23 protein-coding genes are annotated in these 26,394 nt (G+C 60.9%); 14 read left to right on the top strand and 9 right to left on the bottom strand.

What is annotated here, in order from left to right; all coding sequences use genetic code 11:
* Window positions 1-64: 64 nt before the first annotated feature.
* Both BUE15_RS07635 and BUE15_RS07630 read right to left on the bottom strand, forming a co-directional pair.
* Entirely contained in the window at window positions 65-874 is an 810-nt protein-coding gene (locus tag BUE15_RS07635; protein WP_073282714.1) for an ABC transporter ATP-binding protein, read from the bottom strand.
* A gap of 92 nt (window positions 875-966) precedes the next feature.
* Window positions 967-1,698 (bottom strand): MlaE family ABC transporter permease, encoded by a 732-nt coding sequence (locus BUE15_RS07630; protein ID WP_073282711.1) that lies wholly within the window; start codon window positions 1,696-1,698, stop codon window positions 967-969.
* A 102-nt stretch (window positions 1,699-1,800) separates the two neighbouring features.
* Here BUE15_RS07630 and BUE15_RS07625 point away from each other — a divergent pair, with 102 nt between their 5' ends.
* The gene (locus tag BUE15_RS07625) at window positions 1,801-2,514 is read left to right on the top strand and encodes an SDR family oxidoreductase (RefSeq protein ID WP_073282708.1); all 714 of its coding nucleotides are present in this window, start codon (window positions 1,801-1,803) and stop codon (window positions 2,512-2,514) included.
* Window positions 2,515-2,561: 47 nt separating this feature from the next.
* On the opposite strand, the gene BUE15_RS07620 is transcribed toward BUE15_RS07625, so the two are convergent.
* A complete protein-coding gene (locus BUE15_RS07620; protein WP_170865211.1) occupies window positions 2,562-3,197 on the bottom strand; it encodes a GIN domain-containing protein in 636 nt (211 codons plus the stop codon).
* Between the two features lie 150 nt (window positions 3,198-3,347).
* Here BUE15_RS07620 and BUE15_RS07615 point away from each other — a divergent pair, with 150 nt between their 5' ends.
* From BUE15_RS07615 to gldG, 4 genes are all read left to right on the top strand, one after another.
* On the top strand, window positions 3,348-4,040 hold the full coding sequence (locus BUE15_RS07615) for an SDR family oxidoreductase (protein ID WP_073282703.1): 693 nt from the start codon (window positions 3,348-3,350) through the stop codon (window positions 4,038-4,040).
* Window positions 4,041-4,184: 144 nt separating this feature from the next.
* Window positions 4,185-5,099, top strand: a complete 915-nt coding sequence (gene gldA / locus BUE15_RS07610; protein WP_073282701.1) for a gliding motility-associated ABC transporter ATP-binding subunit GldA — start codon at window positions 4,185-4,187, stop codon at window positions 5,097-5,099.
* A gap of 105 nt (window positions 5,100-5,204) precedes the next feature.
* Window positions 5,205-5,930 carry a gliding motility-associated ABC transporter permease subunit GldF gene (gldF, locus tag BUE15_RS07605; protein ID WP_073282700.1) on the top strand — a complete coding sequence of 242 codons (726 nt, stop codon included), beginning with the start codon at window positions 5,205-5,207 and terminating at the stop codon, window positions 5,928-5,930.
* A 15-nt stretch (window positions 5,931-5,945) separates the two neighbouring features.
* Window positions 5,946-7,658, top strand: coding sequence for a gliding motility-associated ABC transporter substrate-binding protein GldG (gldG, locus tag BUE15_RS07600; RefSeq protein ID WP_073282698.1), 1,713 nt, complete (start codon window positions 5,946-5,948; stop codon window positions 7,656-7,658).
* Window positions 7,659-7,723: 65 nt separating this feature from the next.
* Here gldG and BUE15_RS07595 read toward each other — a convergent pair whose 3' ends face one another.
* Complete coding sequence (locus BUE15_RS07595; RefSeq protein ID WP_084548900.1) at window positions 7,724-10,597, bottom strand: glycoside hydrolase family 2 protein; 2,874 nt, start codon at window positions 10,595-10,597, stop codon at window positions 7,724-7,726.
* 131 nt (window positions 10,598-10,728) lie between these two features.
* Between BUE15_RS07595 and kaiC the strand changes: the two genes are divergently transcribed.
* The 7 genes from kaiC to gldC all read left to right on the top strand — a co-directional run bounded on the left by kaiC (window position 10,729) and on the right by gldC (window position 17,046).
* The gene (kaiC, locus tag BUE15_RS07590) at window positions 10,729-12,477 is read left to right on the top strand and encodes a circadian clock protein KaiC (protein ID WP_073282696.1); all 1,749 of its coding nucleotides are present in this window, start codon (window positions 10,729-10,731) and stop codon (window positions 12,475-12,477) included.
* A gap of 9 nt (window positions 12,478-12,486) precedes the next feature.
* On the top strand, window positions 12,487-12,810 hold the full coding sequence (locus tag BUE15_RS07585) for a circadian clock KaiB family protein (RefSeq protein WP_244535908.1): 324 nt from the start codon (window positions 12,487-12,489) through the stop codon (window positions 12,808-12,810).
* Window positions 12,811-12,820: 10 nt separating this feature from the next.
* Entirely contained in the window at window positions 12,821-13,147 is a 327-nt protein-coding gene (locus BUE15_RS07580) for a circadian clock KaiB family protein (RefSeq protein ID WP_073282694.1), read from the top strand.
* Window positions 13,140-14,855, top strand: a complete 1,716-nt coding sequence (locus BUE15_RS07575; RefSeq protein WP_170865210.1) for a PAS domain-containing sensor histidine kinase — start codon at window positions 13,140-13,142, stop codon at window positions 14,853-14,855. Before BUE15_RS07580 ends, BUE15_RS07575 begins: the two co-directional genes overlap by 8 nt.
* A gap of 43 nt (window positions 14,856-14,898) precedes the next feature.
* Window positions 14,899-15,312, top strand: a complete 414-nt coding sequence (locus tag BUE15_RS07570; RefSeq protein WP_073282690.1) for a response regulator — start codon at window positions 14,899-14,901, stop codon at window positions 15,310-15,312.
* 173 nt (window positions 15,313-15,485) lie between these two features.
* Window positions 15,486-16,610 (top strand): DNA polymerase III subunit beta, encoded by a 1,125-nt coding sequence (gene dnaN, locus BUE15_RS07565; RefSeq protein WP_073282688.1) that lies wholly within the window; start codon window positions 15,486-15,488, stop codon window positions 16,608-16,610.
* Between the two features lie 97 nt (window positions 16,611-16,707).
* The gene (gene gldC / locus BUE15_RS07560; RefSeq protein ID WP_073282686.1) at window positions 16,708-17,046 is read left to right on the top strand and encodes a gliding motility protein GldC; all 339 of its coding nucleotides are present in this window, start codon (window positions 16,708-16,710) and stop codon (window positions 17,044-17,046) included.
* 64 nt (window positions 17,047-17,110) lie between these two features.
* On the opposite strand, the gene BUE15_RS07555 is transcribed toward gldC, so the two are convergent.
* The 5 genes from BUE15_RS07555 to BUE15_RS07535 all read right to left on the bottom strand — a co-directional run bounded on the left by BUE15_RS07555 (window position 17,111) and on the right by BUE15_RS07535 (window position 22,776).
* Window positions 17,111-17,623: a hypothetical protein gene (locus BUE15_RS07555; protein ID WP_073282684.1), complete on the bottom strand. Its 513-nt coding sequence runs from the start codon at window positions 17,621-17,623 to the stop codon at window positions 17,111-17,113.
* 168 nt (window positions 17,624-17,791) lie between these two features.
* Window positions 17,792-18,328, bottom strand: a complete 537-nt coding sequence (gene dcd / locus BUE15_RS07550) for a dCTP deaminase (RefSeq protein ID WP_073282682.1) — start codon at window positions 18,326-18,328, stop codon at window positions 17,792-17,794.
* Window positions 18,329-18,374: 46 nt separating this feature from the next.
* Window positions 18,375-19,235 carry a hypothetical protein gene (locus BUE15_RS07545; RefSeq protein WP_139252177.1) on the bottom strand — a complete coding sequence of 287 codons (861 nt, stop codon included), beginning with the start codon at window positions 19,233-19,235 and terminating at the stop codon, window positions 18,375-18,377.
* A 168-nt stretch (window positions 19,236-19,403) separates the two neighbouring features.
* On the bottom strand, window positions 19,404-20,726 hold the full coding sequence (gene hemL / locus BUE15_RS07540) for a glutamate-1-semialdehyde 2,1-aminomutase (RefSeq protein WP_073282678.1): 1,323 nt from the start codon (window positions 20,724-20,726) through the stop codon (window positions 19,404-19,406).
* A 91-nt stretch (window positions 20,727-20,817) separates the two neighbouring features.
* On the bottom strand, window positions 20,818-22,776 hold the full coding sequence (locus BUE15_RS07535) for an ABC transporter substrate-binding protein (protein WP_084548898.1): 1,959 nt from the start codon (window positions 22,774-22,776) through the stop codon (window positions 20,818-20,820).
* Between the two features lie 354 nt (window positions 22,777-23,130).
* On the opposite strand from BUE15_RS07535, the gene BUE15_RS07530 reads away from it, so the two are divergent.
* Entirely contained in the window at window positions 23,131-24,858 is a 1,728-nt protein-coding gene (locus BUE15_RS07530; RefSeq protein WP_073282677.1) for a peptidase domain-containing ABC transporter, read from the top strand.
* 112 nt (window positions 24,859-24,970) lie between these two features.
* A complete protein-coding gene (locus BUE15_RS07525; protein ID WP_084548897.1) occupies window positions 24,971-26,389 on the top strand; it encodes an HlyD family secretion protein in 1,419 nt (472 codons plus the stop codon).
* The last annotated feature ends 5 nt before the right edge of the window (window positions 26,390-26,394 follow it).

The following is a 26,394-nucleotide window of genomic DNA, read 5'->3' as shown; positions in this document are numbered from 1 at the left end:
TGGTACGAAAAAGGGCGGGTCGTTCCGAAGAACAGCCCGCCCTTTTTAACTGAAAGTAAGCGCCCTATACTTCCGATAGTGGTTCGCTGGCCAGCGCTTCGAGGCCACCTTCCGACTCTTCGTCCACTTTCTTGGCGGCGCGCACAAGGCTGCTGCTGAAGATGAACTCGCGCAGCTCCGGCACCTGCGCATTGAGGATTTCGTCTTTGGTGCCGTCCCAGAGCTTGAGGCCCTTGTGCATGAAGATGATATGGTCGCCGATTTCGACGACCGAGTTCATGTCGTGGGTGATGACGACGGTGGTGATGTTGTATTCGTAGGTGATTTCCTGGATGAGCTGGTCGATTTTGATGCTGGTGGCGGGGTCGAGACCGGAGTTGGGCTCATCGCAGAAGAGGTAGGTACACTGGGGCGCAATGGCACGGGCAATACCCACGCGCTTCTTCATGCCGCCGGAAATTTCGGAAGGCATCTTGTTGCCGGCATTTTCGAGGCCCACCCGCTTCAGGCAGAATTCCACCCGGTCGCGCCGCTCTTCCCGGCTCATTTCGGGCGTCAGCATCTTCAGCGGAAACTCGGTGTTTTCATACACCGTCATCGAGTCGAAGAGGGCGCTGCCCTGAAACAGCATCCCGATTTTGCGGCGGATTTCCTGCCGGATGTCCACTTTGTTGTTCGTGAACACCGTGCCGTCGAACGTGATGCTGCCCAGGTCAGGCTTCATCAACCCCACAATGCACTGCAGCAGCACGCTTTTGCCGGTACCGGAGCCGCCCAGCAGCAGGTTGCACTTGCCAGTTTCGAAGGTGCAGGTGATGCCCTTGAGTACCGGGTTGCCATCGAACGACTTCTGAATATTATGAACCTCAATCATGGGGTAGTAAGCTGATGGCTGATACGGGATGGCTGCTAGCTCTTACCAGAGCGAACCTGCTGGCTAACTGCTGGCAGCGAACAGCACATGTGTTACAGCAGAATGGCGGCCAAGGCGTAGTCGGCGAGCAGAATGGCAATAATGGAGTTGGTAACGGCGCCGGTGCTGGCAGCTCCTACTTCCAGGGCACCGCCCTGCGTGTAGTAGCCTTTAAACGACGAAATAGCCGACACGAGGAACGCAAAAACCACCGATTTTATCAGCGCAAACGTGATGTTGTACGGAATGAAGTCGGTGCGGATGCCTTCTACATACTCCTGCGCCGACATAGCGCCCGACAGGGTTCCGGCCAGATAGCCGCCAATGATGGAGAGGGCCATTGCCAGAATAACGAGCAGCGGAAACATCACCATGGAGGCAATGATGCGCGGCAGCACAAGGTAAGAAGCGGAGTTGATGCCCATTACTTCGAGGGCTGACACCTGCTCGGTAATACGCATAGTGCCCAGGCCTCCCGCAATGCTGGAGCCCACTTTGCCGGCCAGCACAATGCTGGTGATGGTGGGAGCCAGTTCCAGAATGGTCATCTCGCGCACCATGTATCCGATGGTAGACTTGGGAATAAGCGGGTTGATGAGGTTGTAGGCAATCTGCACGCACGTTACGGCCCCGATGAAGGCCGACACGATAGACACAATGAACACCGAGTCGATGCCGATAAGGATGCATTCATCGATGGTGCGCTTCCAGAGCACGGCAAACCGCTCTTTGCGGAACAGCATACTCTGCATGAAGAGTAGAAAAGAGCCGAAGGTCTTAACCATAGAAGGTGAAGTGAGATAGAAAAGCGGGAACTTGCAGCGCGGCCAAACCGGGCCGCAGAAGCCCCGAATCCTTACGTAAAAACCGAAACAACAACCAAAGGAATGGAAAAATATGTCGTGGTGACAGGAGGCAGCAAAGGAATCGGGCGCGCCGTAGTGTACAGCTTCCTGCGGGCCGGCTTTCCGGTGGTCACCTGCGCCCGCTCGGCCACCGACCTGGCCCAGCTGCAAACAGATGTAGCGCAACAAGTTCCCGGCGCGGTGCTGCACACGCTGCCCGCCGACCTGAGCCGCACCGAAGACTGCCGCTGCTTTACAGATTTTGTGCTGGGCCTGGGCGGTGCCGTGGAAGTGCTGGTGAATAATACCGGCTCGTTCCTGCCCGGCCGCCTCCAGGACGAACCCCAGGATGGCTCGCAGCTGCGGCAGATGCTGGCCGTGAACCTGCTGAGCGCCTACGACGTGACGCTGGCACTGCTGCCCGGCCTGATTGCGCGCCGGACCGGCCACATTTTCAACATCTGCTCCACGGCCAGCATTACGGCCTACCCCAATGGCGGCTCCTACGGCATTGCCAAGCACGCGCTGTACGGCTTCACACGCAACCTGCGCGAAGAGCTGAAAGTGCAGAACGTGCGCGTAACGGCGGTGCTGCCGGGCGCAACGCTCACGGCCAGCTGGGAAGGCGTAGACCTGCCCGCCGAACGGTTTGTGAAAGCCGAAGACGTGGCGGCGGCCGTGCTTGCCGCCTACACTCTCTCGCCCCAGGCTGTGGTGGAAGAACTCCTGATCCGGCCGCAGTTGGGGGACTTATAGCGGCAGGAGCGCGCTGTTACCGGCTGCTGCCCGTGATTCTAGCCGTCTTAATCCAGCTTCACGAACTTGCCTTTGCCTGTGATTTGAACGCCGGCGAAGGTGGGATTGCCGGAGTAGTAGATGGTAGCGCCGCCGGCGTGTGAGCCCTGCAGATACTGCGACGCATTGACGTAGATGTCGTTGTCGGCGTAGAGCGACAGGGACAGGTAGCAGGCGCGGGCCCGCATGTCGGTAGCGAAAAAGCGGCCCAGCCCGCCACCGGTCAGCAGCAGCTGGTCGGTGGTGCCGCGCAGCCGGTAGTCGCCCAGCTCGTACTGGTCGAGCCAGAGGTAGTTGCTGCGCAGGTCGAGGTCATAGTCGCCGGTGCCGGTCATGTGGATGTAGGCCGTATCGGCGCGGAACTGGCCGCGGGTGCGGATAGTGCCCTGGCCCAGGTGGTCCATATCCGTGAAACCGGGCAGGTGCAGCACCACTTCGTGCACTACATCGTAGCTGCGGCTCCAGTTGCAGCGGCTTTCGTTGGTGATATAGAGGCGGTTGCCGCGTACGTCCAGCTTCAGATCCGGCTGCAGATTGGCGCCGGTCCGGACCTCAGCATACGTTTCCGTGTCCTGCACCAGCGTCACGCTCACGTTGTCGTTGACGGTGATATCCTGGAAGGCGGGCAATTCACGGCGCTCCATAGTTTCGGCGCCGGCACTTTTCAGGCAGTCGTTGCTCTGGCAGGAAGCTGACAGCCCCAGAATCAGCCCCAACGGGAGAGCAGCACGTAAAACCCGCCGGGGGCTAGTAACTTGCAAGCCAAACGTACTCCGAAACATCATCCTACAGCTATGGAACTCAGCGGCAAGGTAACCATAATCACAGGGGTCAGCAAAGGAATCGGGCGGGCTACCGCCGAGGCGCTGCTGGCCAAAGGAGCCCTGGTAGCTGGCTGGGGCCGCACCGCCCCCGAGAACCTCACGCACGAAAACTTCCAGTTTTTCGAGTGCGACGTGCGGGATGAAGTATCGGTGCAGGAAGCCTTCGTGAACACCCAGCGCGAGCTGGGCAAAGAAGTACATGTGCTGGTCAACAACGCCGGAATCGGCAATTTCGGCCCGATTGACGGGTTTTCGTCGGAAGACTGGCACGCTATGTTTGATACCAACGTGCATGGCCTGTTCTACTGCACCCGCGCCGTACTGCCGCAGATGAAGCAGCAGAAACTCGGCCACATCATCAACGTAGCGTCTTTGGCCGGCACGGCGGGCACGGCCAACCTGGCTGGCTACTGCGCCACCAAATACGCCGTGCGCGGCTTCTCCGATGCGCTGTTCAAGGAAGTGCGGCCGCAGGGCGTGCGCGTGACCTGCGTGATGCCGGGCTCGGTAGAAACCAACTTCAACGGCGCTACACCCGGCCAGGAGCCCGACCCGCACAAGATACAGCCCGAGGACATTGCCGACACCATCGTGCACGCGCTGGAAGCCCCGCAAAGCACCATGATTTCGGAGTTGCAGATGCGGCCCACGCTGCCAAAGTAAGGTTATGACTTGGATTGCAGAGTGTTGTCATGCTGAGCTTGCCGAAGCATCTCTACCGCTTCGTTGGATTACTCTGGCAACGTCAGCACGCGAGATGCTTCGACAAGCTCAGCATGACCGTTCATTGCAAATGACCACTACTACATGGTTGAAATAACGAACCTCACCAAAACCTTCGGCGCGCAAACGGCCGTGAACGACATATCCTTCACGGTTGGGAAAGGCGAGATTCTGGGGTTTCTGGGGCCAAACGGAGCCGGCAAGTCCACGACCATGAAGATGGCTACGGGCTACCTGCCGCCCTCGGCCGGCACCATCGTCATTGAGGGCTACGACGTGCAGGCGGCCCCGCTGGAAGTGCGCCGCCGGGTGGGCTACCTGCCCGAGCACAACCCGCTCTACCTGGATATGTACGTGCACGAGTACCTCGAATTTATCGGGTCGGTGCACGGGCTGAGCGGCAGCGGGCTGCGCCAGCGGGTGCGCCAGTTAGTGGAGCGGGTAGGGTTGGGGCGCGAGCAGAACAAGCAGATTGGGGCCTTGTCGAAAGGCTACCGGCAGCGCGTGGGCCTGGCGCAGGCCCTCATCCACGACCCCGGCGTGCTCATCCTCGACGAGCCCACCACCGGCCTCGACCCCAACCAGATTGGCGAAATCCGCAGCCTGATCCGGGAGCTGGGCCAGGATAAGACGGTCATCTTCAGCACCCACATTCTGCCCGAAGTGGCCGCCCTGTGCAGCCGGGCCGTCATCATCAACCGCGGCCGCCTCGTGGCCGACTCGCCCGTGTCGGAGCTGGGCGGTAAGTCCGCGCGCGAAACCATCATCCGGGCCGAGTTCGAGCAGCCGATTGATACGGCGCCACTGCTGGCCCTGCCTGGTATTCGCAGTGTGGAAGTGGAAACCGGCAGTACCTACCGCATCCGGGCGGCAGCCGGCACCGACCAGCGCGGCGCTATTTCGCGGCTGGCGGCCCAGCAGGGCTGGGTGCTACTGGGGCTGCGGCAGGAAGAGCAGAGTCTGGAGCAGGTGTTTCAGCAGCTGACGCGCAGTGAATGAGTGATTGAGCGGATGAGTGAATGTTGCTGGTGACCTAGTGTACCTCCCCATTTGCTTATCCACTTATTCACTCAATCACTCATTCGCCCATTCACTCACTGACTAATGTTTGCCATTCTTCGCAAAGAATTCAACAGCTTTCTCAACTCGCCGGTGGCCTACGTGGTCATGGGCGTGTTTCTGGTGGCTACGGGCCTGTTCGTGTGGGTCTTTCCGGATAGCTCGGTGCTGGACTACGGTTTTGCCGACCTGCAGACGCTGTTCAACATGGCCCCCTGGATTTTCCTGTTTCTGATTCCGGCCCTCACCATGCGCACCTTCGCCGAGGAGAAGAAGGCCGGTACCATCGAGCTGCTGCTCACGCGCCCCCTCACCGATGGCCAGATAATAGGAGGGAAGTACCTGGCCTGCCTGCTGCTGGCGTTGCTGGCGCTGCTGCCCACGCTGCTCTACTACTACTCGGTGTACCAGCTCGGCAACCCGCCCGGCAACATCGACTCGGCCGCGACGGTGGGCTCGTATCTGGGCCTGGCGCTGCTGGCGGCGGTGTTTTCGGCCATCGGCATCTTCGCGTCGGCCATCACCCGCGACCAAATCATTGCATTTCTGGTGGCGGTGGTAGGCTGCTTTCTGGTGTACTCCGGCTTCGATTCGCTGGCTTCAGTGTTTGATGGCGCGCCGGCCTACTACATCGGGCAGCTGGGCATTGCGGCCCACTACCGCGACATCAGTAAAGGCCTCATCGACTCCCGCGACCTGCTGTATTTTCTGAGTTTGATTGCCGGGCTGCTGCTCGCCACGCGGCTGGTGCTGCAAAGCCGGAACTGGTAGCTGCTACGAACTAACATGTCTGAACAAACGACTATACCAGCCATTCCGAGCCGCAAGCGCCGCGACCTGACCCGTTTTTTTGTGGTAATCGGTCTGCTGCTGTTGTTCAATTTCCTGGGCCAGCAATTCTTCTTCCGCCTCGATCTGACGGAGGAAAAGCGCTATACCATGTCCGGCGCTACCAAGGCGCTGCTGCAGAATCTGAAGCAGCCCGTGACGGTGACCGTGTACCTCGATGGTGACTTTCCGCCCGCCTTCCGCCGCTTGCAGCAGTCGGTGCGCGAAACCCTGAACGAAATGCAGGTGTACGGCGGCTCCAATCTGCATTACGTCTTCATCGACCCGTCGGCGGCCGGCACCGAGCAGGCCCGCAACCAGTATTATGAGACGCTGCTCAAGAAAGGACTGCGTCCCACCAACCTGGGCGCCAACGAAAACGGCAAGCGGGTCGAGAAAATCATCTTCCCCTGGGCCACGGTAGAAGCCGGCGGCAAGCAGCAGCAGGTGCTGCTGCTGCGCGGCAACCAAGCCGCGCCCTCCGATGTCCGTCTCAACCAAAGCATTGAAGGGCTGGAGTATGAGCTGGCCAGTGCCATCCGTAAGCTCAGCCCCGGCCAGCGCAAGCGTATCGGGGTGGTGGAAGGCCACGGCGAGCTGACCAACCTGGAAGCCGGCGACCTGATAGGCTCCCTGGGCCAGTTCTACGACGTGTTTCGCGTGAATCTGGCGGCGTCGCGGCCTCAGGATTTGCGCACGCTCAGCGCCCTGATTGTGGCCAAGCCCGCCACCGCCTACACCGAGCCGGAGAAGTTTAAGCTGGACCAGTTCATCACGCAGGGCGGCAACGCGCTGTTCTTTATGGATGCCATGCGCGTAAACCTCGACAGCGCCAGCCGAGGCGGCATGCTGGCTTTCCCGCTGCAGCTGGGCCTCGACGACCTGCTGTTCAAGTACGGCGTGCGCGTCAACCCCGACCTGATTCTGGACCTCAACTCCGGCGTGATTCCGCTCGTGACGGGTACCGAAGGCGACAAGCCCAAGGTGGAGCCCATGCCGTGGCAGTTCTACCCGCTCATCAACAACTACAGCCCGCACCCCATCACCCGCAACCTCGATGCGGTGTACACCAAGTTCATCAGCAGCCTCGACACGGTGAAGGCCACGGGCATCCGCAAAACGCCGCTCATGTTCACCTCGCGCTATACGCGCGTGCTGCCGGCCCCCGTGCCCGTAAACCTGAACGACGCCCGCCTGCCGCCCGAGCAGAAGCTCTATACCTCGAAGTTCAAGCCGGTGGGCTACCTGCTGGAAGGGCAGTTCCGCTCGCTCTACGCCAACCGCACCGAGCCCGGCACCACCCGTTTCCAGCCCGAAACCTCGGCGCAGGCGCGTCCCGCCAAAGTGCTGGTGATTTCCGACGGCGACTTTGTGCGCAACGAAGTCGACCCCAAAACCGGCCGCCCCATGCGCCTGGGCTTCGACCGCCTCGCCAGCACCGAGTTTGCCAACCGCGAACTGGTGCTCAACGCCGTAGACTACATGCTCGACGAAAGCGGCCTGATTACGGTGCGCGGCAAGCAAATCACGCTCCGCCCCCTCGACAAGCTACGCGTAGCCGAGCAGCGCAGCCAGTGGCAGCTCCTGAACCTGGCGGCCCCGCTGGTGCTGCTGGGTCTGTTCGGTGCCGTGCGCGCCTGGCGCCGCAAGCGCCGGTATGCGTCGTTTTAACCAGCATGTAAGCTTGCTTTCCTGCTGGCTTACACGCGCCTGAATACTAGAATCAAGGGTGCATTTCAAAACAAATCGTCCTTGACCGGGGCTGTGTAAGGCTGGGGCGTAGCGGTGGTTTTGGGCAGGCCGAAGAAGAAGTAGAGCGTGCGGCGCGTGGTGCCAGTGAGGTGGTTTAGCTCGCCGCTTGGGCCCAGGTTTTTGGTATTGGTGTCGATGTTGAGGGCCAGCTTGGTGCCCAGCGGCGGAATGGCATCCAGAAAGGAAAGGTTGCCGACGGGCAGGGCCGGGTGCGGTACCACGCCCGAGAGGCCATAAAAGTCAAACAGCCGCACAAAAAGCCCCTTATCCGGACTGGCGATCAGGAATTTGCCTTCCACGGTATTCATTTCCAGCCACGCAATATCGGCGAAGTAGCCTTTGAATTCGGGGTAGAGCCAGGGCGCGGCGCCGGTTTGGGTGTTGTTGTAGGCGTTTTCCCACACATTCAGCCCCACGCCCTGCCGCCGGTTTTTCCAGACGCGGTAAGGGCCGTGCCCCAGCCACTTAGCCCCAATTACGTAGTTTTCGGGGTAGGTGAAGCTGATGCCGCTGAAGGCAAAGTCACCGTGGAGGCGGTAGTCGTAATCGAGGCGCAGCCAGCCGGTGGGCTGCATGGTCCAGCGTACCTGTTGTAGGTCGCCCTGGTAAGTGGCTTCCACCACTTCGTTGCCGTTTTCGGAGAAGTGCCGCAGTCCGCGGAAGGTGGCGGTACCGCTCACTAGAACTGGACCCTTGCCGAAAGAAAGCGGACTATTGTTGTTGCCCTTGATGCCGCGAAGCTGCCCGGTTTTCTTGTCGAAGCCGACCGTAATGCCGCTGGCCTGCAGCGTGAGGGTGCTGTCGGTTTCCGCCACGGCTACGGGCGGCAGCTTGTCGGGAGAAGTTGGCAGAATGTCGCGCAGGAGCTGGGCGTTGCTGCCGGTTTTCCAGGTCCACTTATACACCAGGTTTTTCTGCGCATCGTAGGCCGAGAGGACCAGCGCATCGTGCTGCTGCCAGTTTTTGGGCAGCTTAAGCTGCAGCTTGCCCCGGCCCAACGGCGCCACATTGGGGCTGGCAAGCCGGCCGCGCTGCGCAGCGGTAGCCCCCGTAAATGCCTCGCCGGGCTTGCGGAAATCAAGCAGCTCCCACTGGAAAAAGCATTGGCTCAGGTTGGTGAAATGGTAGCGGTTTTCCACCGGAATGTCACCTTTGAATTTGGCCGGCAGCTCCTGCAGCTCAATCTTAATAGGGGAAAAAACCTCCCGGATGGCGTAGAAGCTGCCTTCTTTCTCGCGGTGCGGCCCCAGCACGCCGTCGGGCGCATTCACGCCGTTCACGTCAATGATGTTGCGCTGGTCGGTGCGCACTAGTCCCTCATCTACCAGCGCCCACAGAAAGCCGCCGCCGGAGCGGGGCGCGGCCCAGTGCAGCTCCCAAAGATCGTGTAGCGCCGTGCCACCGCCACCATCATCCTGGCAGTGCAGAAACTCGGTGGGCATGTAAATCAGTGAATCGGCCAGGATTTTCTGGGTGCTGTAGTAGTCCTCATAATGGTTGGTGTCGATGCCGTTGAAGGCGTTGCCGGGCCGGTGGTGGGCATGCAGCACCGGCCGCCCCGAGGGGTCGTACTTGCCGAAGTCGCCGTCCAGCTCCTTATTGGTGCCGCCCTCGTTGCCGTTGCTCCAAAACAGAATGCTGGGGTGGTTCACGTCGCGCGTCACCATCTCGCGCACCAGCTTGCGGCCCACCGGCGTGCGGTAGGCTTTCTGCCAGCCGGCCAGCTCATCCAGCACGTACAAGCCCAGCGAGTCGCAGAGGTCCAGAAACCGCGCGTCGGGCGGGTAGTGGGCCATGCGCACGGCGTTCATGTTCATTTCCTTCATCAGCCGCACGTCCAGCAGGTGAATCGAGTCGTTGAGCGTGCGGCCGGTTTCGGGCCAGAAACTGTGTCGGTTGATACCCTTGAGCTTCACCTGCGTGCCGTTCACGAAAATGCCCTGGCCGCGCCGCACTTCAATGGTGCGAAACCCAAACTTCTCCTGCGTCTGGTAGAGTACTTGCCCCTCGGCCCACAACGATACATTGGCGCGGTACAGCGTGGGCGTTTCGGCCGTCCACTGGCGCGGTTTCGGCACGGTGGTTTTCAGTGTAACCAGCGTATCCGCAGGGCCTGCTGTGCCACGCGCCGTACCCACTACCGTGCCGGTGGCGTCCAGAATATCGGCCTGCACCGTGGTAGTCTGGCGCAGGCCGCGCACGGCCGTCTGCAGCGCAAACGTGCCATTGGCCTGCGCATTGATGGCCGTGTGGGCAATGAACTGCCGCGGATAAGCTTCCAAATACACCGGCCGGAAAATGCCCCCAAACACCCAGTAGTCAGCCAGCCGCTCGGCGTTGTTCACGGAGGCATCGGCCGACATCTTGCTGACCGTAACTTCCAGCAGGTTGGGCTGGCCGGGCTTCAGCTTGTCGGTGATGTTGTACCGGAATCGGTAGAAAGCGCCCTGGTGAATAGGCCCGGCCAGCTGGCCGTTCACCTTCACCTCGGTGTCCGTCATAGAGCCTTCAAACACGATGAAAACTTCCTTTTCCTGCCAGGCTGCCGGCACTTCAAACTGACTCCGGTACAGGCCCTTTTCGTCGGCGAAGCGGAAATTTTTGCCGTAGGTCTTGTAGTCGCGGCCGTAGTTGTAGCTACCGAAGCCCTGCTGCTCCCAGCAGGAGGGCACCTGAATGGTGGTCCAGGAGCCGCTGCGGCGGCCTCCGGTGCAGAAAAAGTCCCAGGTGGCGGTGCGGGTGTTATCGGGGCCGGAGAGGTACTGCACCTGTTTGCGGCCAGCAGACTGCGCAGCAGCCTCGCCCCCAAAGCAGAACAGCAGCAGGCTGGCAATGCGGAAGATCAGACGTGTTTTCATCGGGAAGGGTGGAGGAGCAGCCAACTTAAGCTCAATTCTGCGGCCCGGCTCCCTGTAGTATCCTGCCTTGCTCAGCGGCCTACAGCAAGTGCAGGCAAATAGTGTACCTTCGCCCTCTATGCTATTTCCTCATGCCCGACTCTAATTCTACTTCTGCTCGCGTGTCTCTGACCACGCTTCCCAAGGTGCCGACCGGCATTGAGGGCCTCGACGAAATTACGGAAGGCGGTCTGCCCAAAGGCCGTCCTACGCTGGTGTGCGGTAGTGCCGGCTGCGGCAAAACCCTGATGGGCATCGAGTTCCTGGTGCGCGGCATCGAGCAGCACAACGAGCCGGGCGTGCTGCTGGCTTTCGAAGAAACCGTAGAGGAGCTGGCCGCAAACGTGGCCTCGCTGGGCTTCGACCTGCCGCAGTTGCAGCAAGATAAAATGCTACGCATCGACCACATCCACGTCGACCGGTCGGAGATTGAGGAAACCGGCGAGTATGACCTAGAAGGACTTTTTATCCGGCTCGGCTACGCCATCGACACCATTGGGGCCAAGCGCGTCGTGCTCGACACCATTGAGTCGCTGTTTTCGGGCTTTCCCAACGAGGCCGTGCTGCGTTCCGAAATCCGGCGGCTATTCCGCTGGCTGAAAGACAAAGGCGTGACCACCATCATCACTGCCGAGCGGGGAGAAGGCTCCCTGACCCGGCAGGGCCTAGAAGAATACGTGTCAGACTGCGTCATTCTGCTCGACAACCGCGTAATCGACCAGATTACTACCCGTCGCCTGCGTATCGTAAAGTACCGCGGCAGCACGCACGGCACCAACGAATATCCGTACATCATCACGGCCGCCGGCATTTCCGTGGTGCCTGTCACCTCACTGCGGCTGGAGCATACTGTCTCCAACGACATCATCTCCACCGGTGTGCCGGGCCTCGACGATATGTTTACGCGCCGCGGCTTGTACCGCGGTACCAGCACGCTCATCACGGGCACCGCTGGCACGGCCAAAACCACGCTGGCCGTCTCCTTCGCGCTAGAGGCCTGCCGCCGGGGCGAGCGGTGCCTGTTTTTCGCCTTCGAAGAATCACCGGCCCAGCTTATCCGCAACATGCTTACCGTGGGCATCGACCTAGAGCCTTACGTGAAGCAGGGGCTGCTGTTCATTGAAGCTTCGCGCCCCACACTCAATGGGTTAGAGCAGCACCTAGTGACCGTGCACAAATTGGTGAAGGATAAGCAGCCGGGTACTATAGTAGTAGATCCGATCAGCAACTTGATATCGGTCGGCAGCATCTCAGAGGTCGGAGCTATGCTTACTCGCCTCATCGATTACCTGAAAGTGCAGGGCATCACGGCGTTGTTTACGGCTCTGATAAGCGGCCGCAACGCCACCCAGGAAATGACCGAAGAGGGCGTATCGTCGCTGGTAGATACCTGGATTCATGTGCGCGACCTGGAGGGAGTAGGGGAGCGGAACCGGGGCATCAGCATTCTGAAAGCACGAGGCATGGCGCATTCCAATCAGGTGCGCGAGTTTCTCGTCACCAGCGAGGGGGTGCAGCTGCTCGATGTGATAATCGGGCCTTCCGGCATCGTGACAGGTGCCAGCCGTCTGGCTCAGACTATTCAGGAACAGGCCCATGCCATGGCGGCCCAACAAGAGGCAGAACGCCGCGACCGGGAGCTGGAACGCAAGCGCCGGGTACTGGAAGCTAGCATTTCCAACCTACGTACGGAGTTTGAATCGGTGGAGGAGGAGCTGCGCCGCGTGACAGAAGAAGACCAGCACCGGCAGCAGGCCCTCACGCAAAGCCGCCAGCAAATTGCGCGCGACTTCGTGTCTTATCAGCCTCAGAATCCGTCCGACTCTCCGCTTAACCCGTAGTACCACATTATGAAGATGACTTTGGCCTCAGACCCTACTGCAATGGAGGAGGAAACCTGGGAATTGCGCCTATACGTAGCCGGGCAGACTGTAAAATCCATAACGGCACTGGCCAACCTGCGCAGCTACTGCGAAATGCACCTGAAGGGCCGGTATCAGATTGAAGTCATTGACTTGCTGCAACATCCGCAGCTGGCAGAAGGCGACCAGATTCTGGCCATTCCAACGCTGGTGCGCAAAGTGCCGGCACCTATCCGCAAAATCATCGGCGACCTATCGAATCAGGAGCGGGTGCTGGTAGGGCTTGATCTGCGGGCCATGGAGAAGAAGTAGGTCTCCAAGTATGGAATCAGAACAAGGCCCTGTCCCGGCCCCCGAGTATATATTGCACCTCTATATCACTGGTGCCACGCCCAATTCCAGCCGGGCGGTACGCAACATCAAGGATATCTGTGAGCGGTACCTGACTGGCCGATACGAACTGGTAATTGTGGATATTTACCAGCAGCCGGAAATGGCCCAGCAGGCGCAGATTGTGGCGGCTCCTACGCTGGTAAAGAAAAGTCCCGGCCTGATGCGCTGGCTGGTGGGCGACTTGTCGGACCGTCGCCGGGTACTCACGCTGCTAGGGCTTTCTCCTGACCCCGACGACCCGCATGCCCATGCCTGACCGCCCGATGCTTACTACCGCCGAGCTGATCCGCGAAAACGAGCAGTTGCGCCAGCAGCTGGAGGAGGCTGAGGACCTGCTGACGGCCATCCGCACCGGCACCATTGATGCCTTGGCCGTGCAGAGCGCCGACGGCCCCCGCATCTTTACGCTGGAAGGCGCCGACCAGAGCTACCGCACGCTCATCGAACAGATGAACGAAGGAGCGCTGCTGCTGAGCCGCGACACTACCGTGCTCTACTGCAACGCCTGCCTGGCCGGCCTGCTGGGTACGCCACTGGAATCGGTGATGGGCACCACTTTCGCCAGCTTTGTACCGCCCGAGTTCGAGAGCTACTGGCAGATGCTGCTGGCCAACGGCTGGGGCGGCAAGAGCAAGGGGGAAATGCCGCTGCGCGGCAACGACGGAATGCTGCGGCCTTTTGCGCTGGCTCTGAACGTGCTGACTTTCGACGAAACGTCTGTGCTGGCTGTCATCATCACGGATATGTCGGCGCAGCGCGAAATAAGCGCCATGCAGGCGCAGGTGAAAGAGCAAAACGCGCTGCTGGCCCACACCAGCGCCGCCCTCAAAACCCAGGAATCGGCGCGAATAGAAGTAGAGCGGGTGGCGGCGGAGGCCAGCCGCATGCTCGAAGGTATTCCGCAAATAGCATTTACGGCCAATCCGGCGGGAGAAAACACCTACCTCAACCGGCGCTGGTTCGACTATACCGGCACTTCCGCCAGCCAGGCGCTCAACAACCAGCTGGCGGCCCGCATCCATCCCGCCGATTTGCCGGTAGCCGTGGCCCGCTGGCAAGACTGCCTGCAGTCGGGCACGCAGCTGGAAGTGGAATGCCGGATTCTGGACCGGTTCGGCAACTACCGCTGGATGCTGGGCCGGGCGCTGCCCTCGCGCAATGAGGCCGGCGAGATAATTCAGTGGATTGGCACCTACACCGATATCCATGAGCAAAAGCTGGCCCAGGAGCGTATCGACCTGGCCCAGCGGCAGCTGCGCGAAAACAACGAGCAGCTTACCCGCGCCAATATCGACCTGGACAACTTCATTTACACCGCCTCGCACGATCTGAAAGCGCCCATCAATAACATTGAGGGCCTGTTGAATGCTCTGCAGCCGGAACTAGCCGCCAGCACCTCCGGCAACGAGCAGGCGCTGCTGCTGCTAACCATGATGCAGGACTCCGTGGACCGCTTCAAGCGCACTATTGAGCACCTGACGGAAGTAACCAAGCTGCAGAAGGAAAACGACCAGCCCGTGGCCGTAGTCAATCTGGCTACTCTGGTGCAGGAAGTGAGCCTGGACCTGGGGCCGCTGCTGCTGCAAAGCGGCGGGCAGCTGGAAGTAGACGTGCAGCAGTGTCCTACTATCTCGTTTGCCGAAAAAAACCTGCGCTCCGTCGTCTACAACCTGCTCAGCAACGCCTTCAAGTACCGCTCGCCTGAGCGCGAGCCGCACGTGCGGCTGCTGACCCGCCAGACGCCGCAGTACCACGTGCTGGAAGTGCACGACAACGGCCTGGGCCTCGACACGACCAATAATCAGAAGCTGTTTGCCATGTTTCAGCGCTTCCACGACCATGTGGAGGGCAGCGGCATCGGGCTGTACATGGTGAAGAAAATCATGGAAAATGCGGGCGGCCACCTGAGCGTGCACAGCCAGGTTGGAAAGGGCGCCAGCTTTTTTGCGTACTTCAAGCGCTAACAAGAAGCGCCGGTCCGTGTTACTGTTGTCATATCCTGAGTTTATGGACAGACTATCCTGCATTCTGCTGGTAGATGACGACCAGACGACAACGTACCTGAGCCAGCTGCTGCTAGAGCGCTGCAACGTAGCAGACAAGATACTGGTGGCCTCGAATGGCCGCGCCGCCCTGGACTTGCTGCTGCAGCTACCGGCCGGGGCAGCGCCATCCCTGATTCTGCTTGACGTGCACATGCCGGTGATGGACGGCTATGCTTTTGCGGAAGCCTACGCCCAGCTTCCCGCGGCCACCCGGCAGGCCCTGGTGGTCGTAATGCTGACCACGCCACTGCATCCGGCCAGCGCCGCTCGTCTGCAGCAGCACAACGTTCTGGCCTTTGTGCAGAAGCCTCTCAACGCCGACAAGCTCAGCCGGTTGCTCCGGACGCATTTCAGCGGGTCTGTTTCGGTGCGCTAAGGGTAGAGTAGGCGCTGGTTTGAGCAGATACGCTTGCTTCCGGCCACTGGCTGCGGCCCGGCCAGATTCGGCGGCGGCTAACTGCCGGCTGGCCCGGTTTGGCGCTAGAAAACCCCGCGCCGGTTTCCTATCTTTGTCCTCTTCTCCAAAACGCCGACAACCTCTTTTACTCTATGAAGTTCATCGTCTCGTCTTCCGCCTTGCTCAAGCAGCTCCAGAGCATCAATGGCGTGGTCACGAACAATCCCGTGGTGCCGATTCTAGAGAACTTCCTCTTCGAGATTGAAGACGGCAAGCTAACCATTACGGCCTCCGACCTGGAGACCAGCATGATAACGGAGCTGCCCGTAGAGGCTCGGGAAAGTGGCCGCATTGCCGCGCCCGCCCGCATCCTGCTCGATACGCTCAAGAACCTGCCCGACCAGCCCGTAACCTTCACGCTGGACGAGGAAACCTACACCATCGAAATTGCCAGCTCCAACGGCCGCTACAAGCTGGCCGGCGAAAACGCCACCGACTTCCCGCGCGTGCCCGTCGTGAAAGGGTCGGCGCCGCTGGAAATTCCGTCGTCGTCGTTGGCACGCGCCATCAACAAAACCATCTTCGCGGTGAGCACCGACGAGCTGCGCCCCGCCATGACCGGCATTCTGGTGCAGCTGGCCGACAACCAGGTAACCTTCGTAGCTACTGATGGCCACCGACTGCTGCGCTACCGCCGCTCCGACGTAGGCGCCGGCCAGACCGCCAACCTCATCATACCGCGCAAAGCGTTTAACCTGCTGAAAGGGGCGCTGCCCTCCGAAGCCACGCCGGTACGCGTCGAGTTCAACAACTCCAACGCCTTCTTCAGCTTCAACCAGATGCGTCTCGTGTGCCGCCTCATTGACGAGCGGTACCCCGATTACGAGAACGTAATTCCGGTTTCCAACCCCAACAAGCTCATCATCAGCCGCCAGGAGCTGCTGAATTCGGTGAAGCGTATCAGCATCTACTCCAACAAAACCACGCATCAGGTACGCCTGCGTCTGGCTGGCTCCGAGCTGACGGTTTCGGCCGAAGACCTGGACTTCTCGAACGAAGCCAACGAGAAGCTGGCCTGCCAGTACGACGGTGAGGACATGGAAATCGGCTTCAATGCCAAATTCCTGCAGGAGATGCTCAGCAACATCGATTCCGAGGAAATTACGCTGGAACTGAGCACGCCCAACCGTGCCGGCCTGCTCATGCCTACCCTCGCCGACGACAACGAGAACATTCTGATGCTCGTGATGCCGGTGATGCTGAACAACTACGTTTAGTTTTTTAATGAGTGAATGAGCGAATAAGTGAATGGGTGAGTCTTTTTGATGGCCCAATTCACTTATTCGCTCATCCACTCATTCACTTATTGTACCCATGAAAAAATCCGAAATTCGGTTCAGCATTGCCCTCGACGACCAGAAAGTGCCTGAAGCCATCAGCTGGTCGGCCACTGATGCGGGGCCCGATATTCACTTTGCCAAAGCCATCAACGTGGCCATCTGGGACCGGAACCAGGATGGCACCATGAAAATCGACCTCTGGACCAAAGACATGCCCGTAGATGCCATGAAGTACTTCGTGGTCGACAACATTGGGGCTATGGCCGAAACCATCATGACGGCTACCAACGACGTGGTAATGGCCACCAAGATGCGCGACCTGTGCCGCGTGCTCACCGACCACATCGACGAAGAAAACAAGAAACAGAAGTAGCACTTCGGCCACAAAAAAGCCTCGCCAACTAAGTTGGCGAGGCTTTTTTTATGCAGTAAGTATGCTAGCGGGTCTGCGTACTAGTAGTACGGGCGGGGGCAATAACGGCTCCGCTGGAAGCAGGAGAGGGGTTTTGCACCGAGTTGATGAACGTTTCGCTGGTATTGGCCGAACGGGAGGCGTAGTCCCGGTCGAACTTATAGAACGCGGAGCGGGAGCTATAGTAGTCCGAGTACTGCTCGTTGGAGAGTACGGCTTGCAACTCCTGGTCGCGCTCCTTGCAGACGCCCTGGCACTGCTCGTCGATCAGCTTGTTGTTGCCGGCATTTTTGCGCTCAATAGCTGCCATCTTGGCTACTTTGTCTTCGTTGATGGCCCGCAGGCGAGTGGCCTGGTAGCCATTGAGGCGCAGGTCGCGCACCATCTGGTCGGAGAGGCGTTTAGCGCGCTCCTGTACCGGGCTCAGGCGCGGCGACGCCTGGGTTTTATCTTTCGGGGCCAGGGAAGGCTTCTGCTGAGCCTGCGAACCAAGAGTCGCGGCGAGTAGCAGAGCGGCGGTGGCAAGTTGCTTTCTCATCGTTCGAAATATCGTTAACAGGTCAGAAATCGGAGTGGGCTGGCGGCTGTGAAAACACTGGCAGCTGTCCTGTCTTAACGAAAAACTGTGCCAATGAGTTTATTACAAACAAAAAAAGCCCCCTTTCTGCTGCCAGTTAAGTAGCGGAAAGGGGGCTTCCGGGTGCGGCTAAAACTGGTTTTTCCACATCATCGATTCCACCGGTTTCACCGTGCGCTCGTTGTATTTCGCGTTGGCTTTGCGGTTGTAGAATGTCTCTACATTGCCCTGCACAGCGAAATAGATAAGCTGGCCTACAGGCATGAGGTGGTAGACGCGCACGGGCATCGAAACGCTGATTTCCAGCGTCCAGGTGTTGCAGAAGCCGATGTCGCCTTTGCCGGCCGTAGCGTGAATGTCGATGCCGAGGCGGCCGACACTGCTTTTGCCCTCCAGGAAAGGCACATGCGCGTGGCTTTCGGTGTATTCCTCCGTTACGCCCAGATACAGCGTGCCGGGTTGTAGCACAAAACCTTCTTCCGGAATTTCAAACACGTCTATTTCGTTGTGCTTGCGCGCATCCAGCACCGGGTCGCGGTAGGTGGCCAGGTAGCGGCCCAGATGCACGTCGTAGGAATTGGTGCCGAGGCAGGCGCGGTCGTAGGGTTCGATGACAATGTTGCCCCGCTCAATTTCGGCGAGAATCTGCTGGTCGGTGAGAATCATGAAGGGAATGCTGAATTACAAAGTCTGGGCGCGACGTGCGATTAGGTTAGTTGGCCTCATCGTCCTCATACCGGTCCTCGGGCAACGCGCGTGACCTGGGACGGGGGGCGGGCTGCTGGTTATCCAGCTCGTCAGCCAGCCCATCGAGGCGGGCGCGCAGGTCGGGCAGCACGCTGGTGATAAGGAAAAGCAACAGCAGGGTGGAGGTGCCGGCCAGCAGCAGCGTCAGATAATCAACCCAGTCGTGGCGCACGGGCACATCGAGGGAGCGGGGGCTCAGGCGGTTGCTGCTCGTGACGGTAGTGGTGGTGAGGCTGGCTTCGGGCTGCGGGCTGGGGTCTTCGGTGGCGGCAGCCGTAGCAGCCGGGGCGTCTACATCGGCGGGCGGCACGGCGGCACCATCAGCGGCCAGGTCCTCGGCCACCGGATCTTCCGAGGCGTTGAACTGCGCCGCCCCCTGCCGGATGATGCGCTGCAGCGAGCGAATCAGCGCCACCCGCTCGTCGCGGGGCAGCACCCGGATAAAGAACTCGAAGTTTTTGTCTACCAGCGTGGCGTTGAGCTGCTTCTCGAACTCCACCAAGTCGGTGCGGCCCTTGCCAAACCGCGCCTTATAGCGCTCCGACACGCCGTTGTAGTTCTGGAATAGCTTCTGCAGATCGTCGCGGCCGTTGAAGTCGGTGAACTCGCGGCGGGCCTTGGCCGTGCGCAGCGTCACGGGGAACTTGCGCCGCGTAAACGATTTGTCGTAGACCGTTTCCATGGTCCGGAAGTTCAGCTCATCGACGGTACGGTCGAAAAGCTGCTTGTTGGCCGCGGCAGGGCCTTTGGCCTGCGCGAGCAGCATAGCGGGCATGGCAAGCCACAGCAACAGAAAAAGCGGCAGCAGTGGGCGAAATCGGGGCATGGCAGCACGGGTAGTTGCCGCAAAGGTAACACGCCGGTGCCAGTGGCAGCTGTGTTTTTGCGGTGGCCGGCTACTTCATAAAAAAAGTCTTCCGGCCAGCTGCCGGAAGACTTTTTCTTTCCACCCGTTGCCCAGCCCACCAAACAGGCCGGCTGATGGTACTTGCGGCTACAGGCCGTGAGCTTCGCGCATGGCTTCGCGGCAGGCCGTGAGGTAGGTGTCCACCAGCTCATCGGTAATGGCGGTGCTCACGAAAAGAGCCTCATACTGCGCCGGCGCCAAGTAAATGCCGCGGTTCAGCATAGCCCGGAAGTAGCGGCCGAAAGCTTCCGTATCGGAGGTTTTGGCATCCTCCAGGTTGGTCACGGGCTTATCGGTGAAGAACACGCTGAACATGGAGCCCACCTGATTGACGGTGTAGTTCAGGCCCAGCTCAGCGCAGATCTGGCGGGTGCCGTCGGCGAGGCGGGTGGTGATGCGGTTGAGCTCGTCGTACAGCTCGGGGTGCTCCTTGAGGTAGGTGAGCTGGGCAATGCCGGCCGCGGTGGCAATGGGGTTGCCGGAAAGCGTGCCGGCCTGGTACACCTTGCCGGCCGGGGCCACGTTGTCCATAATGTCCTGGCGGCCGCCATACGCGCCCACCGGCATGCCGCCCCCGATGATTTTGCCCAGCGTGGTCATATCAGGGGTGATGCCGTACAGCTCCTGCGCGCCGCCGCGGGCCAGCCGGAAGCCGGTCATCACCTCATCGAAAATGAGGACGATGCCGTGCCGGGTGCACAAGTCGCGCAGGCCCTGGAGGTAGCCTTCGGCGGGCGCTACCAGGCCCATGTTACCCACTACCGGCTCCAGAATCAGGGCGGCTACCTGGTCTTCGTTGGCGCCGATGATGTGCTCCACGGCGGCCAGGTCGTTGTAGGGAACCGTGAGGGTATCCTGCGCGACGCCGGCCGTGACGCCCGGCGAATCAGGAGTGCCCAGGGTGAGGGCGCCGGAGCCGGCTGCAATCAGAAATGAGTCGCCGTGGCCGTGGTAGCAGCCTTCAAACTTGATGATTTTGTTGCGGCCCGTGTAGCCCCGCGCCACGCGGATAGCCGACATCGTGGCCTCGGTGCCGGAGTTCACGAGCCGTACTTTCTCGATGCTGGGCACCATCTGCTTGATGAGCTCAGCCATTTCGACTTCGCGCTGGGTGGGCGCGCCAAACGACAACGAGTTCTGGATGGCGCCCTGCACGGCGTCCAGCACCACTTTGGGGCCGTGGCCCAGAATCATCGGGCCCCAGGAGTTGATCAGGTCCAGGTAGCGGTTGCCGTCCACGTCGGTCAGCCACGCCCCCTGCGCCGACTGCATGAACACCGGGTGCCCGCCCACGGCGCGGAAGGCCCGTACCGGCGAATTGACGCCGCCGGGAATGTGGTTTTTGGCGCGCGTAAACAGTGCGTCGGAAGTGGTGAGGTTCAGGCGGGGAGAAACAGTGGCTTGGGACATGGGTAGAAATTGGGCCGCAACTTGGCGGCGGGGTCAGCAAATCAGGAATAGAAAAGGCCGGGTTGAGGCATCCGGGGCTCGGTAGAACAACCTAGCGCAGGCCTACGGGGTTCAGTACTTCCACTTCCAGCCGTTCCAGCTTGGTGAGCGGCACGTACTGGTTGTCGTGGGCGCCGCCGGGGTAGCCGATGCCCTGGAAGACAGTGCCGGAAACCGGTCCGCTGGCGGCCAGATTCTGCTGGAACGCCGTGCCGTTCTGGTGCAGCTGCGAGCCGAAATAGTAGAGCAGCTCGAAGCCGGTGAAGGCAAACACGGAGGGCGGCAGGTTCTGGCGCTGCATGTACAGCTGGCGGAACCGGCGCACGCCGGGGCTGGCCCGGTCCAGGAATTTGGGGTGCACAAAGTACACGTCGCGGGCATCCAGCCGCCCCAGTCCAATGCGGTTGTTGTCGAGCCAGGAGCTGTAGGTGATGAGGGGCGGGCGGGCGTCCTGGGTTTTGAGCGCGCCCAGCGTGTACGGCCCAGCCTTCTTGGCGTCGGACGCAACCACCAGATGGCCGATGGACTTCAAATCGACTCCGGCAAAACCCGCTGCCAACGACTCTTCCACGTCGGAATTGATGCGGCGCAACTGAAGCACCCGGCCACCCAAGGCTTCATAGGCCAACTTGTACGCCTGCCCGAAAGCGGCTTCGTCCTTGGTGTCCTCGTAGAGCACCACGGCCGTGCGGGTTCCGCCCAGGCGCGAATAGGCAAACTGGGCCGCCTGCCGGGCCTGGGTGGCCGTGCTGGGCTCAAACAGATAGTGCCAGGAATTATCCAGCACCAAGTCGCCGTCCTGGGAGAGCGGGTTGACGCAGGTAATCTGCTTTTGCTGCGCGTAGCGGGCCAGAATCTTGGAGCCGGATTTATAAACCGGCCCGATGAGCATGTCCATGGAAGCCAGCTCCGGCAAGGCCAGCACCTGTTTCAGCTGCAAAGTGTCGGCGCCGGTATCGTAGGCGAAGAGCTGCACCGGGCGGCCCTCGCGCTGCAACGAGTCCTGGGCCAGGCGCAGGCCGGCGTACAGGTCCGTCACGAACTGGTTTTTGCGGCGGGTTTCCCAGCTGGGGTCACTGAACTCGAAGGGCAGCAGCACAGCAATGTTGTAGCTGGTTTTCTTCAGAACGCGGGGGCGGGGCGTGAAGCGGGTGCGGTCCAGCGAAAACTGCGTGATAAGCTGGTCAAGCTGGCCCCGGTCGGCGTCGGTGTACCAGCCGCCATTGGCCAGCTTCTCGGCGAAGGCGCGGCCCAGCACGGCATCCTGCGGGTAGGTTTTGAGCAGGCTCTGAAAAGTAGCCTTGTCCTTCACCCGCGACAGGTACCGGGCTTTCATGTTGGCAACCTGCGCGCTCAGGAGGTCGGGGGGCAGCTGAGCCAGCACGCGCAGTCCATTTTCGAAGTCGCCCTGCTCAAACGACACCTGGCCCTGCAGGAAAAACGCCTCGGGCAGGTTGGGCCACTGCGCATACTCGCTGCGCAGCAGGTTGAGCATCTGCTCGGCCTCGGCCCATTTTTTGGCGCGGGAAGCCGCCACCGCATACAGATAAGCGGCTTCCGGGGCCCGCTCGAACTTGTTGCCGGGTGCCGTCAGGGGTTCCAGCTCCTGCATGGCCAGGTCGTAGCGGGTCTGGTCGAGCAGGGTTTTGCCGTTTTTGTAGCGGGTCTTCAGGTCAGTGGAGCCCATGTTGGCGGGCAGGGGCGGGCCCGTTGGTTTGGCCGGTGCGGTGCTGGCCGGCTTGGGGGCCGCTGCCGGCGCTTTGGCGGGCGGCGTAGTTGCCGACGTAGCGGGCTTGGCCGAAGCAGGTGCTGTGCCGGAGGTTTTGGCCGGCGCAGCCGGTTTACTGGGTGCGGGTGCCGCCGTAGGCTTGGGAGCAGCCGGTTTGGCCGACGTAGCGGGCTTGGCAGCAGCCGGCGTGCTGGTGCGGCCTGGCTGCGCTACCTGGGCCGAAGCAGCCAGGGCCAGTCCGGTGCAGAAAGTAGCAAGACCGAGAGCAGAAAAGTACCTCATGGCAGAGGATGCGGGAGAAAGGACGGGAGAGAGGCGCAGATTGCCCGAAGGCGCTTTGCCCGGCAAAGGTACGCAGGAACCTGCGGGAAGATGTGTCCGCCCGCAACTGGTGTCTCGTACAGCGGCTTACCACGGAAGCCCGGCAATAGCGCTGCCGCTATGCTTTAATTTAAAATTAAGCTCCATTTAACACCATCTTAAGTTTTGGCTCAGACGCGCCCGGTAACTTTGCACCGGCTTATCTGGCAGGAGAAGGGAGCCGGTTAATCTTATGCCCTCTCAGCTTCTGCTAAAGGCCGGCCGGTGCGCAAGCACGGGTTTCGCTCTGTCTACACCACACTACCAGTACTCCGTATGGCTGACTCTTCCGGTTCTGCTCTCACCCCCGGCCAGCGCCTGTTGCGCCTGCTGGCTTCGGAGCGGCGCGATATTACGTACCTCTATGTTTATGCGGCGCTGGCCGGCCTCATCAACCTCTCCCTGCCGCTGGGCGTGCAGTCCGTTATCGGCTTCATCAGCAGCGGCCAGATAAGCACGTCCATCATTGTGCTGATTGTGTTTATCGTGCTGGGTACCACGCTGGTAGGTGGCCTGCAGGTAATGCAGCTCTACCTGGTCGAGTTTATTCAGCAGCGGCTGTTTGCGCGGCTGTCCCTGGACTTTGCGGTGCGCCTGCCCCGCGTCCGGACCGAGGCCCTGAACGGCCAGTACCTGCCCGAGCTGATGAACCGCCTGCTCGATACCCCGACCCTGCAAAAGGGAGTTTCTTCGCTGCTGATTGAGTTTTCGGCCGCGGCGCTCCAGATTCTGTTCGGGTTGCTGCTGCTGTCGCTCTACCATCCGGTGTTCATTGCTTTCGGCCTGCTGCTGATTGCGCTGCTGGGCCTGATGATCCGGTTTACGGGCGGCAAAGGCCTGAGCACCAGCCTCACCGAGTCGAAGTACAAGTACCGGGTAGTGGCCTGGCTGGAAGATGTGGCCCGCACCGTGCACACCTTCCGCCACCCGCCGCGCCAGGAAATGGCCCTCAACCGCACCGACGAGCTGGTGCAGGGCTACCTGAATTCGCGCCAGAGCCACTTCCGGGTGCTGCTCACCCAGTTCTGGGGGTTCGTGGCCTTCAAAACCCTGATTACAGCCGCCCTGCTCATTATTGGCTGCTGGCTGCTCATTGCCAAGCAAATCAATATCGGCCAGTTTGTGGCGGCCGAAATTGTTATCATCATGACCATTTCGGCGGTAGAGAAAGTGCTGCTGAAGCTGGACGTGGTGTACGACGCGTTTACCTCGCTCGATAAAATCGGGCACGTGCTGGACCTGCCCGTGGTGGCAACGAGCGTGGGCTCCGACCTGCCCCTGACCACCCAGCACACCGGCCTGCGGGTGGAAGTGCGGCACCTGACGTATCAATACCCGGGCGCTACCAAGCAGGCTGTGCAGCAAGTGTCGCTGGCGCTGCAGGCCGGGGAGCATATTGGCCTGGCCGGCACCGACGGCTCGGGCAAAACCACGCTGCTGCGCATTCTGTCCGGGTTGCTGGAAGGCTACACCGGCGTAGTGGCGTTTGATGGGCTGGCGCTGCAGGATATTTCGCCCGAAGCGCTGGGCCGCGTTGTCGGCGATACTATTTCGCACCAGAACCTGTTTGAGGGGACGCTGCTGCAAAACCTCACCCTGGAGCAGCCCGGCATCAGCCCCGATGACGTAACCTGGGCCCTGGAGCTGGTGGGCATGCGCGACGAGGTGTATGCGCTGCCACTGGGGCTGAGCACGCCGCTGGGCATCGGAACTCCGCTGGCCGACAGCTCGCGCCACAAGCTGCTGCTGGCCCGCACGCTGGTGCGCCGCCCGCGCCTGCTGCTGCTCGACAGTTTCCTGTCGGGCGTGGAGCCTGCCGAGCGCCTCCGGATTCTGCAGCGCCTGCTGAACCCCGTCCATTCCTGGACCGTGCTGGTGGCTTCCAACGATGTGCGGGTGCTGAGCCTGTGCTCCCGACTGGCCCTGCTGCGCGAAGGCAGTATCGTGGCCGACGGGCCTTTCGAGACTACCTCGCAACTGCCGGAACTACAAGCGCTGCTATAAGTATAAGCTGAAGCGTGCCCACGGCAGGGCGGCGGCACGGGCTTGGTTAGGAAGCTCCGCCTACCAGCCCCTGCGGCACTCCGGCTTACCCCCAACTCAGTCATTCTCCATTATGCCTTTTGCTGAACATCCATTAGCTGAAACCGACCCGCATACCGGCCGTTTTCGTTCCTTCGAGCAGGTGCAGACGCCGCAGGCCGGCCGCACCGTGGCCCGCTGGCTGACGGTACTGGGCCTGCTGGTGCTGGTAGCCGGCTTTATGCCCTGGACGCAGAACATCCGCTCTACCGGCACGCTCACCACCCTGCGCCCCCAGGACCGGCCCCAGATTGTGCCCAGCACCATTGCCGGCCGTATTGCGGCCTGGAAAGTAGAGGAAGGCCAGCAGGTGAAACAGGGCGACACGCTGGTTGTCATCACCGAAATCAAGGAAAAGTATTTCGACCCCGAGCTGCTGGCCCGCACGCAGGAGCAGCTGCAGGCCAAGATTTCGGCGCTGGAAGAAAACCGCGCGAAAGGCACCGCCCTCAGCAGCCAGCAGGACGCGCTGCGCAGCGGCCTGCGCATCAGCCTCGACAAAGCCCGCAACAAGGTGACCCAGAGCCGCCTGAAACTAAACTCCGACGAAGCCGAGCTGCAGGCCGCCAACAACGATTTCAGCATTGCGCAGCAGCAGCTGGCCCGCCAGGAGGCGCTGTACGCGCAGGGCCTCAAGAGCCTGACCGAGCTGGAGCAGCGCCGCCTCAAGTTTCAGGAAAGCACCGCCAAGCGGCAGGCCGTAGAAAACAAGCTGAACGCCAGCCGCCAGGAACTCCTCAACTCGCAGCTGGAACTGTCGTCGTTGCAGGCCGAATACCAGGATAAGATTGCCAAGTCGGAGTCGGACCGGCGCTCTACCACGGCGTACCAGTTCGATACCGAAGGCCAGATTGCCAAGATGCGCAACGAGCTGGCCAACCTCAGCATCCGGGCCGGCTACTACCACATCCGGGCCCCGCAGGACGGCTACGTGGTGCGGGCGCTGAAGGCCGGTATCGGGGAGATAGTGAAGGAAAGTGAGCCGATTGTAACCGTCATGCCCAACACGCCGGCCCTGGCGGCCGAGCTCTACGTACGCCCCATGGACGTGCCGCTGCTGAGCGTGGGCCGCAAGGTGCGGCTGCAGTTTGATGGCTGGCCGGCGCTGGTATTTTCGGGATGGCCTGGCACCAGCTTCGGCACGTTCGGGGGGCGCGTGGCCGTCATCGACAACATCGACAGCCAGGGGCAGTACCGCATTCTTGTGACGCCCGACCCGGAGCTGGAGCCCTGGCCCAAACCGCTGCGGGTGGGCTCCGGTGTATATGGCTGGGCGCTGCTCGATGATGTGCCGATCTGGTATGAGCTGTGGCGCCAGCTCAACGGTTTCCCGCCTGATTTTGTGGGCAATTCGGGCGCAACCGGCACTACCGGCACGCTGGGCACCAGCAAAGGCGCGAAAGCCAGCAAGGGCGCAAAAGATGGTGGCGGAGAGGAGGAAGACGCAAAATGAAACGG

It is taken from the genome of Hymenobacter psychrotolerans DSM 18569, assembly GCF_900142395.1.
Taxonomy (GTDB): domain Bacteria; phylum Bacteroidota; class Bacteroidia; order Cytophagales; family Hymenobacteraceae; genus Hymenobacter; species Hymenobacter psychrotolerans.
The sequence above is the reverse complement of the archived record's forward strand: the minus strand, read 5'-3'. Positions and strand labels throughout refer to the sequence as shown.